Genomic DNA, 17,081 nt, shown 5'->3' with positions numbered 1-17,081 from the left:
CTTAAGAAATTGTCTTGACTCTTAAACTCTACATTTTAAATACAAAAGATGTAAAATAATGGAGGCGCATTACAAGTGGATAAACTACTGTTCGGGTTACAAGTTTCAATCATCGGCATGGGAGTAGTATTTGTAGCCCTGTATTTTCTGACTTTTGTCATCAGAGCCATCGAACTGGCGGTTGGGAAACCAGCAGGAAAAAAACCTGAAGCCCAGGCCCCTGTAGTTGAGACCGTGGAGCCTGTGGCTGTTAAAGCACAAGATGATGAAGATGAGATTTCCGCTGTCATCGCAGCTGCCCTGGCTGCCTTTATGGGATCAGGTTACACCATTACCTCTATTCGCCGTTTGCCTGTGCAGCCCGCAGCGGCCTGGAGTTCCGCCGGAAGAAACCAGGTTATCCAGGAACGTTTAAGTATGTATTAACTTAGAAAGGGGGATTTCCCCCCTTTTCTAATTTTTATATGAATGTTTACCGGATAGATATTTTATAAAAAATTTTTTATAAGAGGATTTTGTCGTTAAATAGCGAATATGTACAATTGGCAAACGATGAGTTAACATTGAGATAATAATAGCAATTTTGTACCATTGAACATTATTTCACACTACTATATAATGTTATTGAAGAATAGGACTATGGGGAGGAGGGGGGATAGGTGAAAAGTCCAGAAAGCTCTGGGCAGGCTGAAGTTGTAGAAACTTTATTTTTTACAGGCTATGCCAAACTACCTTCCTCGATTACTGCTGAGAAACTATATGAAGTGATAGCGGTGGGTGTGGAAGTAAATCCCTATGATGGAACAATTATCGATGCTGATTGTACCCTTGCTACGAACGTGGGGAAGAATTTCTTCCGAAAGCTGGTCATAGGGTACCGCTTAACTGATGGGATTGAAAATCTGGTGGAACGTTTTGAAAAGAGGTATTATGGCAGTGCACGAAAAGCCATTGTCACAGGTCTTAAGATTATGTACGAAAAATGGCTTACTTACTATGAAAACAGGTCCCAGGTTTCATGTGTAAATAAATAATAAAAGAGTATGATCGACGCCCCTCTAGAGGCGGGTCGCTACTTGATTGGAACTACCATTTTGCTTATGGCAGGGTGAATACCATCACCGGCAGAAAGTAAGTAAAACCTGGCTGGTTATGCTGCTTAGTTCTATTTTAGCCGCATATCTTGCCAGGTTTTTTTATTGCAATTTTAAAGCAATAATAATATATAACTATCTAAATTTGCCGTGTTTTTCGTGAAATCATTTTCAATCCCCTTTCCGTTTAAGGATAGAAGTGGTGGTAACCGTTCCTACGGAGGTGACAAAATGGCGGATACCTTGTTTTTTAGCGCCCAAACCAAACCCGCCGCAGGGCTAACGGTGGAAAAACTCTATGGTGTTTTAACCATTGCCATGGAGATTGACCCAGAAGATTCACGTATACTAGATGCAGAATGCACTTTCAGTACTGCTGTGGCCAGGACTTTTTTTAGCAAACTTGTTGTACAGAAAAACCTGCTGGATGATATACAGAATATCCTGGAAAGTATTGAAAAAAGATATAAAGGTGAAGTGAGAAAGGCCCTGGTCGTGGGAATTAAGAAAATATACCGGGATTACCTTGCTTGGCGTAATGCCCACCCCAGTGTCACTTAAGCCTCAGGTTTAAGATATATAAAAATTACAGGGAGGGAAAAAGATGTATCAAGAGCGTATTAGAAACAAAAAGCTTCTTGACAAAATCATGTCTGCAGAGCAGGCGGCCGCCATGATCAAAGACGGTATGAATATCGGTACAAGCGGTTTTACCCCGTCTGGTTATCCTAAAGCCGTACCTTTGGCCCTGGCCAAGCGTGTTCAGGAGACAGGTGAAAAACTGAAAATTAATTTGTTAACCGGTGCCTCAGTTGGTGATGAATTAGACGGAGCACTGGCCCGTGCCGGTGTGGTGCATAAGCGCCTGCCCTATCAGACCAGTAATGAGATGCGTAAAGCCTTAAATGATCCTAATGGGGTCCAGTATCAGGACCAGCACTTGAGCCATACTCCCCAGCAGGTGCGCTACGGATACTTTGGTGATATTGACTTTGCTATTGTTGAAGCCTGTGCGATTACTGAGGATGGACATATTGTTCCTACGACTTCTTTAGGCAACTCTCCTACTTTTGTAAAAGTAGCCAAAAAAGTTATTGTTGAATTGAATACCAGTCAGCCCCTTGAGCTAGAGGGAATGCATGATGTTTATATTCCCCATGATCCCCCCAACCGGGAACCTATTCCCATTACCAAAGCGGGACAGAGAATAGGTACTCCTTACATTGAGTGTAACCCTGAAAAGATCGCTGCCATTGTCGTCACAGATATTCCTGACAATGTTCGTCCCCTGGCCCCCCTTGATGATGAATCCCGGGCTATGGCGAAGAACCTTATCGGTTTTCTAAAGAAAGAAGTAGAAGCCGGCCGTCTCCCCCAAAACCTTCTTCCCTTACAGTCGGGGGTAGGCAGTGTAGCCAACGCTGTACTGGCAGGTCTTTTAGAATCCGATTTCACCGACCTGGAATTCTACTCTGAAGTTATCCAGGATTCTGCCCTCGACTTGATTGATGCCGGAAAATTCAAAGTCTGCTCCGGTACCTCCTTGACACCCTCGGCTGAAGGCTTAAAGAGATTCTACGCCAATATTGAGAATTATAAGAAGACTATCATTCTTCGTCCCCAGGAAATCAGCAACAACCCCGAAGTTGCCCGCCGTCTCGGCGTCATTAGTATGAATACTGCAATAGAAGTGGATATTTATGGGCATGTTAATTCCACACACATTATGGGAACCCGGATGATGAACGGTATAGGCGGTTCCGGAGACTTCACCAGAAATGCTTACCTCTCCATCTTCACTACCGCCTCTACAGCGAAAAATGGAGAAATCTCCAGCATTGTGCCCATGTGCTCCCACATTGACCATACAGAACATGATGTTAACGTCATTGTCACAGAAATCGGCGTGGCTGACCTGCGGAACAAGTCTCCCAGAGAAAGGGCCCTGGAAATCATCAACAACTGTGCCCATCCCGATTTCAGACCAATGCTTTTAGATTACTATGAAAGAGCCCTTAAAACTTTAGGCAAGCAAGCCCATACACCCCATCTTTTAAAAGAAGCTCTCTCCTGGCATCAGCGTTTTATCGAAACCGGCTCCATGAAAATCAAATAGCTTAGAGGTTGCGGCAGATTTTAGAAAAATGGACAGGACGCAAGACATGGTGCAGTACTGATAGTAATAATACTGTCGACTGCCAACTGCGGACTGCCAACTAATTGAGGGGTACCCAATAAAAGATAAGCAGCATAACCGGGTCCCCCTGTAGGAGATTTAAACTGGTTTAACAGCCGGTTTAAATAGAGCAGGTTGCTCAGTGTCGCTTCTCTTTGAAGACTTTTAGCGCCTATTGGTATTGCCATTGCCAAAGGACTTGGTGCAGACCCCCGGGGCCATCGCAGTAGCAGCATCCTGTGCCTTTGCTACACCTGTTGGTACATCTCCTAACACCCTGGTTTTTGGTCCTGGTAATTACCGCTTTATGGATTATGTCCAGGTAGGAATTCCATTAATCATAATTTGTTTTATCCTAGTCTATAGTGATTATTCCTATCGTATGACCATTCTTCTAAAATTATACGGAAATTAGAGTTATTCATTGGAGGGTCAGTTTTACAGTCATTTGGTGTTTTTGGTCAAACACCTGTTTAAAGGTAAAATTCAACAGTTTTTTCCAAACCTGCGGAGCTGAGCAGTTAAGATTTGGAGTTCCCTGGGCAGGAATGCCTACTCCTGCCTAGGAACCCTCTAAACCTTACAGCTTCAAAAAATATATAAAAAGATGGAAGGAGAGTAGAAAGAATGTTTGACAAAGAAAAGCTTCAACAACTGGCAAGGGCAAAAGAAGCCTGGGAAAACGGTCCCATTGCCAAAACCCTGGCCAAGAACCCTGAGCGTAAAGAACAATTTGTAACCGGTTCCGGTGTACCCGTGGAACGGCTCTACACTCCCCTTGATCTGGCAGATTTTGACTACGAAAAAGACCTGGGCTTCCCCGGCAAGTATCCATTTACCCGTGGGGTACAACCTACCATGTACCGTGGCCGTTTCTGGACTATGCGCCAGTACGCCGGTTTCGCCACTGCTGAGGAATCCAACGCCCGTTACAGATACCTGTTAGACCAGGGTCAGACTGGCTTATCCGTAGCCTTTGACCTGCCCACTCAGATTGGTTATGACTCTGATGACCCCATTGCCCAGGGTGAAATCGGTAAAGTAGGGGTTGCTATCGACTCCTTAGCCGATATGGAAATCCTGTTCAAAGGTATTCCTCTGGACAAAGTAAGTACGTCTATGACCATCAATGCTCCTGCCTCTGTTCTTCTGGCTATGTATATTGCCGTGGCAGAGAAACAAGGTATTTCTTCCGATAAACTTAACGGTACGATCCAAAACGATATTCTCAAAGAGTATGCGGCTCGTGGTACCTACATTTTCCCGCCCGGCCCGTCCATGAGATTGATCACTAATATCTTCGAATTCTGCTCTCAGCATGTTCCTAACTGGAACACCATCTCCATTTCCGGTTACCATATTCGGGAAGCCGGTGCCACCGCCGTCCAGGAAGTTGCCTTTACCTTAGCTGATGGGATTGCTTATGTAGATGCTGCTATCAAAGCCGGTATGGACGTTGATACCTTTGCTGGCCGTCTGTCCTTCTTCTTTAATGCTCACAATGACCTCCTGGAGGAAGTGGCCAAGTTCCGCGCTGCCCGTAAGCTCTGGGCCAGAATTATGAAGGAGCGTTTCGGCGCCAAAGATCCTCGCTCCTGGATGTTGCGTTTCCATACCCAAACCGGTGGTTCTACCTTAACTGCCCAGCAGCCTGACAATAACATCGTACGTGTTGCTATTCAGACCTTAGCAGCCGTATTAGGTGGAACTCAGTCTCTCCATACTAACTCCAAAGACGAGGCTCTGGCTCTGCCTACTGAAGATTCTGTACGTATTGCCCTTAGAACCCAGCAAATCGTGGCATATGAATCTGGCGTTTGTGAAACTATCGATCCTTTAGCTGGTTCTTACTATGTAGAAGCCCTCACTAAGAAGATTGAAGATGAAGCCATGAAGTATATTGAAAAGATTGATGCTATGGGTGGCGCTGCTAAAGCTATTGAGCAAGGCTACATCCAGAAGGAAATTGCTGATAGCTCCTATGCTTACCAGAAGGAAGTTGAGTCAGGCAAGCGCATCGTCGTTGGTATGAACAAATTCCAAATCAAAGAGAAGCCTGTGGAAGGCCTCTTAAGGGTTGACCCAGCCGTAGGAGAAGCCCAGGTTAAGAAACTGCAAGCTATGAAGGCTTCCCGTGACAACGTGGCTGTAAAGACCAAACTGGACGCCCTGCGTGAAGCTGCCAAAACTGATGCCAACCTCATGCCTTACATCTTAGATGCTGTTCGGGTATATAGTACCGAGGGTGAAATCTGCAACGTACTGAGAGAAGTATTCGGTGAGTACAGACCCGTGGAAATTCTCTAATATGAAGTAGAAATACTTACGAGGAGGTTAGTGAAATGACTGAGAAACGGATTAGGGTTTTAGTTGCTAAGCCTGGCCTGGACGGGCATGACCGCGGGGCCAAAGTTGTTGCCCGTGCCTTACGGGATGCTGGTATGGAAGTAATTTATACAGGGCTGCGTCAAACCCCTGAACAAATAGTCGCTGCTGCCATTCAGGAAGACGTTGATGTTGTGGCTATGAGTATCTTGTCTGGTGCTCACAATCACCTGTTCCCCAGAGTAGTAGAACTCTTAAAGGAAAAAGGTGCTGACGACGTCCTGGTAGTAGGGGGCGGCGTAATTCCTGATGCCGACATTCCTTTCTTGAAGGAAAAGGGCGTTGCAGAAATCTTCACTCCCGGAACTCCCACCAGTGTATCTATAGAGTTCATTAAGAATAACGTAAAACGGTAAATTTACAAAGAATTATAAAAGGCGGTGGTAAGCATGGAATTAGTTCAGCGTGCTCGCCAGGGCGATCGCCGTGCCATTGCCCGGCTCATCAGCCTGGCGGAAAATGAAGCACCTGAAGCCACTGCGGCCTTACAAGAACTTTACCAATATACAGGAGGGGCCCATATCATTGGTATAACGGGTCCCCCTGGTTCTGGTAAAAGTACATTAACGGACAAATTGGTGAAGGAACTACGTAAGCGCGGTAAAACAGTAGGGGTTATTGCAGTCGACCCTACCAGCCCTTTCACAGGTGGGGCTATCCTGGGCGACCGGGTGCGGATGGCGGATTTAGCCCTTGATGAGGGCGTATATATCCGCAGTATGGGTACACGGGGCAGCTTAGGTGGCCTATCCAAAGCAACCCATTATACCATCAAGATTCTGGATGCCTGTGGCTTTGATTATATCCTTATCGAGACTGTTGGTGTTGGCCAGTCTGAAGTGGATATCGTAAAAACTGCTGATACCGTACTGGTCATTACGGTTCCGGGGTTAGGGGATGATATCCAGGCCATTAAGGCGGGAATTCTGGAAATAGGCGACATCTTCGCGGTCAACAAGGCCGACCGTGATGGTGCCAACAGGGTTGTGGTTGAGCTGGAAATGATGTTAGACCTTGACCCGGAAAAGTCGAACTGGCGTCCGCCTATACTTTTGACCGTTGCTGCTCAAAGTAAAGGCATCACAGAATTATTAGATACAATCATGAACCATAAAGAGTTTCTGGAAAAATCCGGCCTTTTGGAAAAACGCCGCCGGGAAAGACTGGAAAACGAAGTGTTAGACCTGGTGGTACAAAAAATATCGAACTATATCACGGAAAAAGTGGGCCAAGAGGGAAGGCTGAATAAAGAATTAGATCGCATTATGCGGAGGGAAGTAGATCCCTACACAGTAGTGAATAAAATTTTCCAAGAAACTTTAAAATAATTTAATAATACCAAAATCGGGACATGTGTGGTATTATATTCCACATGAGCACAAGGTAAAAGGGGGGTTTATAAGAATGAAAGTTTTAAAAGTAGACCATATTGGTATTGCTGTCAGCAACCTGGAAGAATCCTTAAAGTTCTATACGGAAGTTTTAGGCTTAAAGGCAGAAGGTACAGAAGTCGTGGAAGAGCAAAAGGTTAAAGTTGCCTTCCTGCCCTGTGGCGACAGTGAGCTTGAACTGTTAGAGTCCACTTCTCCTGATGGCCCCATTGCTAAATTTATCGAAAAGAACGGTGAAGGGATCCAGCACATTGCCCTCAGAGTAGAGAACATTGAAGAAGCCCTGGCTGAACTAAAAGAGAAAGGTGTCCGTCTCATCGATGAAAAGCCCCGTTATGGTGCTGGCGGCGCTTCCATCGCCTTCGTGCATCCTAAAGCCACAAAGGGAGTTTTACTGGAGCTCTCTGAGCGGAAGTAGTGATATAACCAACAGAAAGAGGGGAGTTACAAAATGAGTACCAGAGCTAAAATTGATGATCTTCTGGCCCGTAGTAAAAAGATTGAATTAGGCGGCGGTCAAAAAGCCATCGATAAGCAGCACCAGAGCGGTAAATTCACTGCCCGTGAGCGCATCGAGAAACTCCTGGATCCGGGGACCTTTACTGAACTGGACAAGTTTGTTGCCCATCGCTGCGTAAACTTTGACATGGCCGGCAAAGAAGCCCCCGGTGAAGGCGTAGTAACGGGATATGGCACCATTGATGGCCGTCTGGTTTATGTCTTTGCCCAAGACTTTACAGTACTGGGCGGTTCTCTGGGGGAAATGCATGCCGCCAAGATCTGTAAAGTAATGGACCTGGCGGTAAAAATGGGTGCACCCTGTATAGGGCTTAACGACTCCGGAGGGGCCCGTATCCAGGAAGCGGTAGATGCCCTTTCCGGTTACGGTCAGATTTTCTACCGCAATACCCTGGCTTCAGGGGTTATTCCCCAAATTTCCGTCATTATGGGACCTTGTGCCGGCGGAGCCGTTTATTCTCCTGCTCTAACCGACTTTATCTTCATGGTGAAGAACAATTCCCAGATGTTTATTACCGGTCCCCAGGTTATTAAAGCTGTAACCGGTGAAGAAGTATCTGCAGAACAACTTGGTGGTGCCATTACCCATAACCGTACCAGTGGTGTTGCCCATTTTGCCGCTGAAAATGAAGACGACTGCTTTGCCCAAATCAAGAAATTATTAAGCTTCCTCCCGTCCAACAACTTAGAAGATGCTCCCATCTATGATACCGGTGATGATCCCGGCCGCATGGATGAATCATTAAACGATATCATTCCCGATAACCCCAATGCTGCTTATGACATGGTTGAACTTATCCAAAAAGTCGTGGATAATGGCGAATTCTTCCAGACTCAACCTTTATATGCACCAAACATTCTTACCGGTTTTGCGCGGATTAACGGTCGCGTTATTGGTATTATTGCTAACCAGCCCAAAGTCATGGCCGGCTGCCTGGATATCAATGCTTCCGATAAAGCCGCACGTTTTATTCGTTTCTGTGATGCCTTCAACATTCCTATCGTCAACTTCGTTGACGTTCCCGGCTTCTTACCCGGAACCAACCAGGAGTACGGCGGTATTATCCGTCACGGCGCCAAGATGCTGTATGCATATTCTGAAGCCACTGTTCCCAAAATCACTATCGTAACCCGTAAAGCTTACGGTGGAGCATATCTCGCTATGTGCTCCCGTGATTTAGGTGCTGATCAGGTTATTGCCTGGCCTACAGCAGAAATTGCCGTTATGGGTGCCGAAGGTGCCGCTAACATCATCTTCCGTAAAGAGATCGAAAGTGCGGCCAACCCCGCCGAAAAGCGTGCTGAAAAGATTCAAGAATACCGTGATCGTTTTGCTACCCCTTATGTGGCTGCTGAGAGAGGTTTCGTGGATATGGTTATCGAACCTAAAGAAACCAGACCTCGTCTGGCCAATGCCTTAGAGATGCTGGCTACCAAGCGTGAAAGTCGTCCCGCTAAGAAACACGGCAACATTCCGCTCTAAGGATAACGAGACCAAAGGAGGAACATAAATGTTACTAACATTTGGTTTACAGGTGGCACTCATTGGCCTGGGTATCGTTTTTGTAGCCTTAACTTTCCTGATTGGTGTTATTAAGGTAATGGCAGTAGCCACAGGAAATAGAGAGGTAAAAAAAACTCCTAAGGTAGCTGCGCCTGTAACAAAAGGAGCAGACCCGGCAGCGGCTGTGAAAAAGGAAGACGACAGTGACGTCATAGCTGTTATCGCTGCCACTGTGGCTTTCTTAACCCAGGGCCGGATGAGCATAAAGACCATAACCCGTGTGCCTGGCGGCCATGCTCCCTCCTGGAGCCTGGCTGGTCGTCAGGAAACAATGAACTTAAGACAATTTTAATTGGTTGATGTGGGAAAGGAGAGACAAAAAATGAAAAAATTTAATATCACAGTGAATGGTAAGACCTATGAAGTGGAAGTAGAAGAAATTGGCGGTAGTGCAGCCCCTGCGCAAAGGCCTGCCGCTCCTGCAGCAGCATCTGTTCCTGCACCTCAAGCTGCACCTGCCCCGGCTCCCAAGGCTGCCCCTGCTCCTGTAGCTGCCGGCGCTGAAGTCATTACTGCTCCCATGCCCGGTAAAATTATGTCCATTAAAGTGAAGGTAGGCCAAGCCGTGAAAGAGGGTGATCTCGTTTTAACCCTTGAAGCCATGAAAATGGAAAACGAAATCTTCTCCGGCGCAACTGGTAGCGTTAAAGAAATCAGAGTATCCGAAGGTGCGGCTGTTAACCCAGGGGACGTACTTGTAGTGATCGGCTAAGCGTGAGTGTTTAAAAATACGAGAGGGGTTGAACTCACCAATGGAACTTAATCTGACCCAGGCCCTTTACGATTTGGCCATGAGTACCGGCTTTGTCACCATAACCTGGCAGCAAATTGTTATGCTCTTCATTTCCTTTACTCTGCTGTACCTGGCCATCGTCAAAGGCTTTGAACCGCTTCTTTTATTACCAATTGCCTTTGGTATGCTTTTAGCGAACCTGCCTGATACCGGCATTATGGCACCCCAGGGAACTGCCATTGATCCCATTACCGGTAAAGAAAAGATCGTGCCCGGCGGCCTTTTATGGTACCTCTATCAAGGGGTAAAAATGGGAATCTATCCACCCCTGATCTTCCTGGGAATAGGAGCCATGACCGACTTCGGTCCCCTCATTGCCAACCCTAAGACCCTGCTTTTAGGTGCTGCTGCCCAGTTAGGTATCTTCACCACCTTTATCGGGGCCCTCTTCTTAGGGTTTAATCCCCAGGAAGCTGCTTCTATCGGTATTATCGGCGGTGCTGACGGTCCTACCGCTATCTTTTTAACCTCGAAGCTAGCGCCCCACCTCTTAGGCGCCATTGCTGTGGCTGCATATTCCTACATGGCTCTGGTACCCATTATCCAGCCGCCTATTATGCGGGCATTAACCACCAAGAAGGCCCGGATGACAGTGATGGAACAGCTTCGTCCCGTTTCCCAGACGGAAAAAATCATTTTCCCCATTGTGGTAACGGTTATTGTAACCCTGTTATTACCCGATGCGGCTCCGCTCATTGGTATGCTCATGCTGGGTAACCTCTTTAGAGAATCAGGTGTGGTGGGACGTTTGAATGATACAGCGCAAAACGCCCTCATCAACATCGTCACCATCTTCTTAGGTACAACCGTTGGTGCCACAGCCAGTGCCGAAAACTTCCTCAACTTTCAAACTATCTCGATTATTCTCCTGGGTTTAGCAGCATTTGCAATGGGTACGGCCGGTGGCGTGCTCCTTGGCAACCTGATGTATGTTCTCTCCGGGGGTAAGGTTAACCCCCTCATCGGTTCTGCCGGTGTATCGGCTGTGCCTATGGCGGCCCGGGTATCCCAGGTAGTGGGCCAGAAAGATAACCCCAGGAACTTCCTCCTGATGCATGCTATGGGTCCCAACGTGGCCGGTGTTATCGGTTCTGCCGTTGCTGCCGGTGTTCTGCTGTCACTCTTTGGAACCCATTAAAAAAGAGCCTTCGGGCTCTTTTTTTAGTTACTAGTTATTAGTTCCTAGTTACTAGTGTTTTTTAAACGTATTCTTTGGGGTCAGAAGACCTTAAACCACTAATAACTAATAACTAGTAACTAGTAACTCACTCTGCAGGAACAACTCCTCTAACGTAGAATATTGTAAGGTAAGGAGTGTGATGACCATGATTACGAAAGATATGTCCATCATGGAAATAGTACAAAATTATCCCCGTGCCCGGGAGATCCTGGTGCGCTATGGCATGGGTTGTGGAGCTTGTCTAGGAGCCTCTTTGGAGTCATTGGAAAAGGGTGCAAAAATCCATAAGGTAGATTTGACCAAACTATTGGCTGAATTGAATGAGGTGGAGAATAAATAGGAGCTGAATTTGCCAAAATGGAAACAAAGTCTCCTTTACAATATCTGAAAGGCGTAGGTCCCCGGCGGGTTAAGATACTGGCAAAGTTAGGAATAGAAACTGAGGAAGATTTGTTATATCATTTGCCGCGCAGATACGAGGACCGTTCAAACCTAAAGACCATCAGCCAATTGCGGGTAGGAGAAACAGAAACAACCATAGCTTATATTCGGCGCATAGAAGAATTAAATCCTCGCAAAGGGCTTTTGATTACTAAGGTCTATATTCAGGATAATACCGGATCAGCCATAGCCCTCTGGTATAACCAGTCTTATCTCAAAAAGCAGTTGGCATTGGGCGCTCAGTTGATCATAACCGGTAAGGTAGATTATAGATTTGGACAGAAAGAAATTGCTGTTAACGAATATGAGCTGGTATCTGGTAAAACGTCGTTACATACCGGTCGCATTGTACCCTTTTATCCCAGTACAGAGGGTTTAAACCAGCGTTTTTGGAGGGAAATTCAACACCAGGCCTTAGCGAGGAATGCGGAGGAGTTCAGGGAGATTTTTACGCCTGAGGAACTCCAACAACTGGATCTTCTTCCTGTTAAAGAAGCTTTACGGGAAATTCACTTTCCTTCCAGCTATACCCAGATGGAAAAAGCCCGTTATCGCCTGGTCTTTGAGGAGTTCTATCTCCTCCAGCTGGCCCTTCTGGTGCTAAGAGGTAATTCTCAGAAAAGTGCGAAAGGGATAGCCCATCAAAAAGAAAATAAGCTGCCGGAACGTTTTGTACAAAACCTGCCCTTTCCCCTAACCGGGGCACAAAGACGGGTCCTTGCGGAAATCAATGGTGATATGGAATCTTCGTATCCCATGCAGCGCCTCATTCAGGGGGATGTAGGTTCCGGTAAAACAGTTATTGCCGCCTGGGGCTTATTAAAAGCTGTAGAGGGGGGATATCAGGGAGCATTGATGGCCCCCACCGAAATATTGGCTCAACAGCATTATCATACCTTAACCGGCTGGTTTGCGCCGCTAGGGGTAAAGACTGCCCTGTTAAAAGGCAGTCTAAATCGCAGGGAAAAGGATTTACTCATAGAGCGGGTGATGAATCGGGAAATTGATGTACTTGTGGGTACACATGCGCTTATTCAGGAAAATGTGGAATTTGCCGATCTCGGACTGGTCGTGATTGATGAGCAGCACCGTTTTGGTGTAAAACAAAGGTCCTTGTTAGAAGAGAAGGGGCAGCAGCCCGATGTACTGGTAATGTCGGCTACCCCAATCCCCAGGACTCTGGCTTTGACTGTATACGGGGATCTGGACATCTCTCTTCTGGACGAGCTTCCCCCTGGTAGGAAACCCGTGGAAACTTATTGTATTAGGGAAGAATCGCGCGGTAAATTGAAAATGTTTTTAGCAAAGCAGCTTAGTTTAGGCTCTCAAGCCTATATTGTCTGCCCTTTGGTGGAAGAGTCGGAAACGCTGGATATTAAGAATGCGACGACTCTGGCGGAAAACATAAAAAGGGAGTTTCCTTCCTACAATATTGGGCTTTTACACGGCCAGATGAAGGCAAAAGAAAAGGAAAAAATTATGCAGGACTTTCAGCATGGCAGAGTGCATATTCTAGTAAGTACTACTGTCATTGAAGTTGGTGTTAATGTTCCCAATGCCACGGTGATGATTGTTGAAGATGCAGAAAGGTTTGGTCTGGCTCAGTTGCATCAGCTGCGGGGCCGGGTAGGCAGAGGGAATGCCCAGTCTTATTGTATCCTTATTTCTTCAAGTCGAAATCCTGCTGTCCTGGAACGGCTCCGTATCTTAAGCAAAACCCAGGATGGTTTTAAACTGGCTGAAGAAGATTTAAAACTGCGGGGGCCGGGAGAATTCTTTGGTATGCGGCAGCACGGGTTACCTGAGTTTAAAGTGGGGGATCTGGCGCGAGACGGCGAAATTTTACTGAGAGCCCGCCATATGGCATTAAAGGTTTTACAAAAGGATCCTTACTTGCGAGAACTCTCTTACAAAAATCTGCACGATAAAGTGTGGTCTTTAATCAAAAAAATGGTTAAATATTAAAAAAGCATTTAAGTTTCCTATTCGTAATAAAAGTGGGGCAGCCCACTTTTTTGATTTTGCTTAAAAGCTTACTAAAGATATTTGGCTTTATTGCCAGGCAAATCCTAGTATCCTTTTTTTATGCCTGCTCACACTACTAACAGGAGGTGAAATCTTGAAAAAGAACGGAAAAACCTCTACAAAACAGGTAAATCCCAATTTAGAACATTTTAAATATGAAGTTGCCCAAGAATTTGGTTTACACAATGAGAGAAAATGGACAAAATTTGCAACAGAAAATGAAAAAAACGACAAATAAAAATATGGGAAAACTTTCATAATAACAAGGTTTGTATGAATGTATAAAAAATTTTTCCCCTGCTTATACTAAGACTAGTCAAAGAGAAGGAGGTGACACCAGCAATGCCACGTAATAGAAATAAACCCGCTGTGCAAGGTGCCGCTCCCGGATTAGACAGATTAAAGTATGAAATTGCCAGTGAATTAGGACTCGCCAACTATGCCGAAATTGATAAAGGTCAACTCACTTCCCGTCAAAACGGTTATGTTGGTGGCTATATGACCAGAAAGATGGTTCAGTTCGCCGAAGAGGCTCTGGCTAAGGGTCAGCAATTTTAATTGGTGTGTTTTACGCTTGAAAGGAGGTGAATAATCAATGCCAAGAAACACCAATACTCCTGCTGTTCAAGGCGCTGCTCAAGGTCTGGACAGACTAAAGTTTGAAATTGCCAGTGAATTAGGTTTGACCAACTATGCACAAATCGACAAAGGCCAGCTCACTTCCCGTCAAAACGGTTATGTGGGAGGTTATATGACCAGAAAGATGGTCCAGTTCGCCGAAGAGGCTCTGGCTAAAGGTCAACAATTCTAAGTAAATAAAAAAACAAGCAGGGGACATTCCTCTGCTTGTTTTTTTGTTAAGACCGTTAAAACTGGAGTTACCCTTCTTTTACTGTAAGGAAATTTTGTTACTGGTCACGGGTCACGGTGATCGGTTCAGTGCAAGTAATGTTCTACCTCATCTTCAGGCATTCCCGGGTGTAAGGCCATCGCCAAGGCCATGGCAATAATTCTTGCCGTGTTGCTGATTTGTTCATCGATCTCTTTAGGTGTAACCATGAGTTGGCCGCCGAAAGGTTCCAAAACATCATTAATCATTTCATTAACAGCTACTGGTCTCAGGGCATGATAGACATCTTGTAAGGCAGGCGTGGTTTGTAAATGATTAAATAATTTCTCCATTGCCTGGTGGGCGATAATACCGGCATGAACTACCGTCGGTACACCAATAGCCACCACAGGTACACCCATGGTTTCCTGATTAATACCTATGCGTTTATTGCCTACGCCCGACCCAGGGTTGATACCGGTAGTAGCTACCTGGAGAGAAGAATTTATTCGCTCCACACTTCCTGCTGCCAGGGCGTCTATGCAAATCACAAGGTCAGGCTGGACGCGGTCCACGGTACCTTTGATAATTTCTGCCGTTTCAATACCCGTTAAGCCTAAAACTCCGGGAGCTAACACGCATACGGAACGCAAGCCCTGCCGCAGTTCTTCCGGGGCATAATGGAATAGATGACGTGTGGCCATAGACAATTCTACTACTTTTGGCCCCAAAGCATCGGGTGTGGCGTTCCAGTTACCCAAGCCTACAATTAATACGGTAGAATCTTCTCTTAAAGGAAGGATTTCTTTTAGTTTATTAGCGAGAATTTCACCTATCTGTTTATGTACCATTTTATTGTTGTCACGAATTTCCCTTGACTCCAGAGTTACATAAGTACCGGGAGCCCGGCCCATAATCTGGGCGCCTTGCTCGTCTAAAATGGTAATGGTCTTGACCACAGCATTTTCATAACGCTCTTCGTCCATTTTTACGCCGGGGATTTCCCTGCCCACTTCACCCCTAAGGATTTCATGGGCTTCCACGGCAAGGTCCAGTTTAATACCCATTAATTTATAAAGTTCGCTTTTTTGCATGCTTTTTAACCTCCTTCACAAACTTCACTTAAAGTTTTCCCCGCTCTCGAGAATTTATGTTTCATACATTAACAGTGCTGTTTAAGGGCACAATAAAATATAAAAATAAAGGGGGAATAAATTAGTGATGAACAATAAATCCTCAAGATTAATGGGAAAGATTAATAAGAGAACCGCTAGTACCGAGTTTGCCTCAGAGATGGTCACCAGGAAAACTGAAAAACAATTCTTCAAAATTTCAGGTGTTAAAGGTAACCTCACTGAACGGCCTGGCACCTATGAAGTATATCCTGGCGAATGAATTCTTTAGGCCCTTTTTGGGCTTTTTTTATGCTTAAAAAAAATGCTCACTTAGCGTGAGCATTCATGAGTGGGATAGATGAGGAAGGAAGAATTTGTCCGGGAATAGTCTCCTTTTATAGTATGAACAAAAAGGAGTATCAATATGTTTGACGAAAGTAGGTAATATGAGGTTTAGCATGAAAGATATCGTGAATAATGTATATATGTGTTATAATTTGTTATTATAAGGGAAGTGAATTTTACATATGCGGATTATTGCCGGGGAGGCCAAAGGCCATAAACTCAAGTGCCTGAAAGGCTTAACCACCAGGCCCACCCTGGACAGGGTCCGGGAAGCGATTTTTAACGTCCTGGGTGCGAAAACGATTGATGCGGTTGTTCTCGATTTGTTCGCGGGGACGGGTGCTTTAGGTATTGAAGCGCTAAGCCGGGGCAGCAAATTTTGTTTGTTTAACGACATTAATAACAAGGCCTGCTCTATCATTAAAGAAAATTTAATGCATTGCCGTTTAGCGGAAAAGGCCAGGGTCTTTAATATGAATGCTGGTTCTTTGCTAGGTATGTTAGAAGAGGAACCTGCTTTCAGCCTTGATATTATCTTTCTGGACCCCCCGTATGACAAAGGTTTGTATGAACCGGTATTAAGCAAGCTGGGAATTTCTACTCTTCTGAAAACAAACACTGCTGTGGTCGTTGAAAGTGACCGTAATACACCCCTTGAGAAGAGTTATGGTAAGTTAGAACTTGTCAAAAAAAGCAGTTATGGAGATACCCTTGTCTGGTATTATCAACCTAACTGATGTGGGTAGGAGGAATAAGGTATGGAGATTGTACGTTTATTAGAAGAATTTGAGGTAGTTGTGGAAGAATGCTCTCGTATTCCCATGACAGGGAAGGTCATCATCCATGAAGATACGCTTTATAACTTTTTGGATAAATTCCGGGCCATGCTGCCGGAAGCGGTACGTGAGGCGGAGTGGATTATCAGGGAGAGAGAGCGTATCCTGAAGGATGCGGAAAAAGAAGGGGAAGCCATTATTGAAACTGCCAAAAATAAACTCCAGAGAATTGCCGGGGAAAGTGAAATTGTGAAGCTGGCCAAAGCCCAGGGGGATGAAATCATAGACAGTGCTAAGAATGTGGCCCGGGAAGTTACCCAGGGGGCATTCTCCTATGCTGACGAGGTTATGGCTCAATTACAGATGGAACTGGAAAAAACCCTGCAGGTCGTTAAAAAAGGGCGGGAAGAATTAAGGCATAATATCAGAGAGAAGAAAAGCTGACAAC

General features: G+C 45.5%; 22 protein-coding genes. 21 read left to right on the top strand and 1 reads right to left on the bottom strand.

Annotated features, from left to right (window positions below; genetic code table 11):
* Positions 1-75: 75 nt before the first annotated feature.
* The 18 genes from BR63_RS06430 to BR63_RS06345 all read left to right on the top strand — a co-directional run bounded on the left by BR63_RS06430 (position 76) and on the right by BR63_RS06345 (position 14,379).
* The gene (locus BR63_RS06430) at positions 76-426 is read left to right on the top strand and encodes an OadG family protein (RefSeq protein ID WP_051966001.1); all 351 of its coding nucleotides are present in this window, start codon (positions 76-78) and stop codon (positions 424-426) included.
* A gap of 233 nt (positions 427-659) precedes the next feature.
* Positions 660-1,034, top strand: coding sequence for a DUF3870 domain-containing protein (locus BR63_RS06425; protein ID WP_051966003.1), 375 nt, complete (start codon positions 660-662; stop codon positions 1,032-1,034).
* 291 nt (positions 1,035-1,325) lie between these two features.
* Complete coding sequence (locus tag BR63_RS06420; protein WP_034423856.1) at positions 1,326-1,655, top strand: DUF3870 domain-containing protein; 330 nt, start codon at positions 1,326-1,328, stop codon at positions 1,653-1,655.
* Positions 1,656-1,698: 43 nt separating this feature from the next.
* Positions 1,699-3,210 (top strand): acetyl-CoA hydrolase/transferase family protein, encoded by a 1,512-nt coding sequence (locus BR63_RS06415; RefSeq protein WP_034423858.1) that lies wholly within the window; start codon positions 1,699-1,701, stop codon positions 3,208-3,210.
* 247 nt (positions 3,211-3,457) lie between these two features.
* Positions 3,458-3,685 carry an anion permease gene (locus BR63_RS06410; protein ID WP_207724770.1) on the top strand — a complete coding sequence of 76 codons (228 nt, stop codon included), beginning with the start codon at positions 3,458-3,460 and terminating at the stop codon, positions 3,683-3,685.
* A 212-nt stretch (positions 3,686-3,897) separates the two neighbouring features.
* Positions 3,898-5,577 (top strand): acyl-CoA mutase large subunit family protein, encoded by a 1,680-nt coding sequence (locus BR63_RS06405; RefSeq protein WP_034423860.1) that lies wholly within the window; start codon positions 3,898-3,900, stop codon positions 5,575-5,577.
* 35 nt (positions 5,578-5,612) lie between these two features.
* A complete protein-coding gene (locus BR63_RS06400; RefSeq protein WP_034423862.1) occupies positions 5,613-6,011 on the top strand; it encodes a coenzyme B12-dependent isobutyryl CoA mutase small subunit in 399 nt (132 codons plus the stop codon).
* 33 nt (positions 6,012-6,044) lie between these two features.
* Positions 6,045-6,983: a methylmalonyl Co-A mutase-associated GTPase MeaB gene (gene meaB, locus BR63_RS06395; protein ID WP_034423864.1), complete on the top strand. Its 939-nt coding sequence runs from the start codon at positions 6,045-6,047 to the stop codon at positions 6,981-6,983.
* Positions 6,984-7,059: 76 nt separating this feature from the next.
* Entirely contained in the window at positions 7,060-7,464 is a 405-nt protein-coding gene (mce, locus tag BR63_RS06390) for a methylmalonyl-CoA epimerase (protein WP_034423865.1), read from the top strand.
* Positions 7,465-7,497: 33 nt separating this feature from the next.
* A complete protein-coding gene (gene mmdA, locus BR63_RS06385) occupies positions 7,498-9,048 on the top strand; it encodes a methylmalonyl-CoA decarboxylase subunit alpha (RefSeq protein WP_187142847.1) in 1,551 nt (516 codons plus the stop codon).
* A 28-nt stretch (positions 9,049-9,076) separates the two neighbouring features.
* Positions 9,077-9,421, top strand: coding sequence for an OadG family protein (locus tag BR63_RS06380; protein WP_034423867.1), 345 nt, complete (start codon positions 9,077-9,079; stop codon positions 9,419-9,421).
* Between the two features lie 30 nt (positions 9,422-9,451).
* Positions 9,452-9,841 carry a biotin/lipoyl-containing protein gene (locus BR63_RS06375; RefSeq protein ID WP_034423870.1) on the top strand — a complete coding sequence of 130 codons (390 nt, stop codon included), beginning with the start codon at positions 9,452-9,454 and terminating at the stop codon, positions 9,839-9,841.
* Positions 9,842-9,881: 40 nt separating this feature from the next.
* Positions 9,882-11,060: a sodium ion-translocating decarboxylase subunit beta gene (locus BR63_RS06370; protein WP_187142742.1), complete on the top strand. Its 1,179-nt coding sequence runs from the start codon at positions 9,882-9,884 to the stop codon at positions 11,058-11,060.
* 187 nt (positions 11,061-11,247) lie between these two features.
* A complete protein-coding gene (locus BR63_RS06365) occupies positions 11,248-11,442 on the top strand; it encodes a DUF1858 domain-containing protein (RefSeq protein ID WP_338056025.1) in 195 nt (64 codons plus the stop codon).
* 17 nt (positions 11,443-11,459) lie between these two features.
* Positions 11,460-13,508, top strand: a complete 2,049-nt coding sequence (gene recG, locus BR63_RS06360; protein WP_051965830.1) for an ATP-dependent DNA helicase RecG — start codon at positions 11,460-11,462, stop codon at positions 13,506-13,508.
* Positions 13,509-13,662: 154 nt separating this feature from the next.
* Positions 13,663-13,806, top strand: a complete 144-nt coding sequence (locus BR63_RS06355; protein WP_161781886.1) for a small, acid-soluble spore protein, alpha/beta type — start codon at positions 13,663-13,665, stop codon at positions 13,804-13,806.
* Positions 13,807-13,910: 104 nt separating this feature from the next.
* Entirely contained in the window at positions 13,911-14,126 is a 216-nt protein-coding gene (locus tag BR63_RS06350; protein WP_034422874.1) for an alpha/beta-type small acid-soluble spore protein, read from the top strand.
* A 37-nt stretch (positions 14,127-14,163) separates the two neighbouring features.
* Positions 14,164-14,379, top strand: coding sequence for an alpha/beta-type small acid-soluble spore protein (locus BR63_RS06345; RefSeq protein WP_034422872.1), 216 nt, complete (start codon positions 14,164-14,166; stop codon positions 14,377-14,379).
* A gap of 125 nt (positions 14,380-14,504) precedes the next feature.
* Here the strand turns inward: BR63_RS06345 and gpr are convergent, their stop codons facing one another.
* The gene (gene gpr, locus BR63_RS06340) at positions 14,505-15,491 is read right to left on the bottom strand and encodes a GPR endopeptidase (protein WP_034422871.1); all 987 of its coding nucleotides are present in this window, start codon (positions 15,489-15,491) and stop codon (positions 14,505-14,507) included.
* Between the two features lie 124 nt (positions 15,492-15,615).
* On the opposite strand from gpr, the gene BR63_RS06335 reads away from it, so the two are divergent.
* From BR63_RS06335 to BR63_RS06325, 3 genes are all read left to right on the top strand, one after another.
* Positions 15,616-15,792 carry a hypothetical protein gene (locus BR63_RS06335; RefSeq protein WP_153802097.1) on the top strand — a complete coding sequence of 59 codons (177 nt, stop codon included), beginning with the start codon at positions 15,616-15,618 and terminating at the stop codon, positions 15,790-15,792.
* Between the two features lie 247 nt (positions 15,793-16,039).
* A complete protein-coding gene (rsmD, locus tag BR63_RS06330) occupies positions 16,040-16,594 on the top strand; it encodes a 16S rRNA (guanine(966)-N(2))-methyltransferase RsmD (protein ID WP_034422869.1) in 555 nt (184 codons plus the stop codon).
* Between the two features lie 21 nt (positions 16,595-16,615).
* Positions 16,616-17,077 (top strand): hypothetical protein, encoded by a 462-nt coding sequence (locus BR63_RS06325; protein WP_034422868.1) that lies wholly within the window; start codon positions 16,616-16,618, stop codon positions 17,075-17,077.
* The last annotated feature ends 4 nt before the right edge of the window (positions 17,078-17,081 follow it).

Source organism: Thermanaerosceptrum fracticalcis (assembly GCF_000746025.2).
Lineage (GTDB): Bacteria > Bacillota > Peptococcia > DRI-13 > DRI-13 > Thermanaerosceptrum > Thermanaerosceptrum fracticalcis.
The sequence above is the reverse complement of the archived record's forward strand: the minus strand, read 5'-3'. Positions and strand labels throughout refer to the sequence as shown.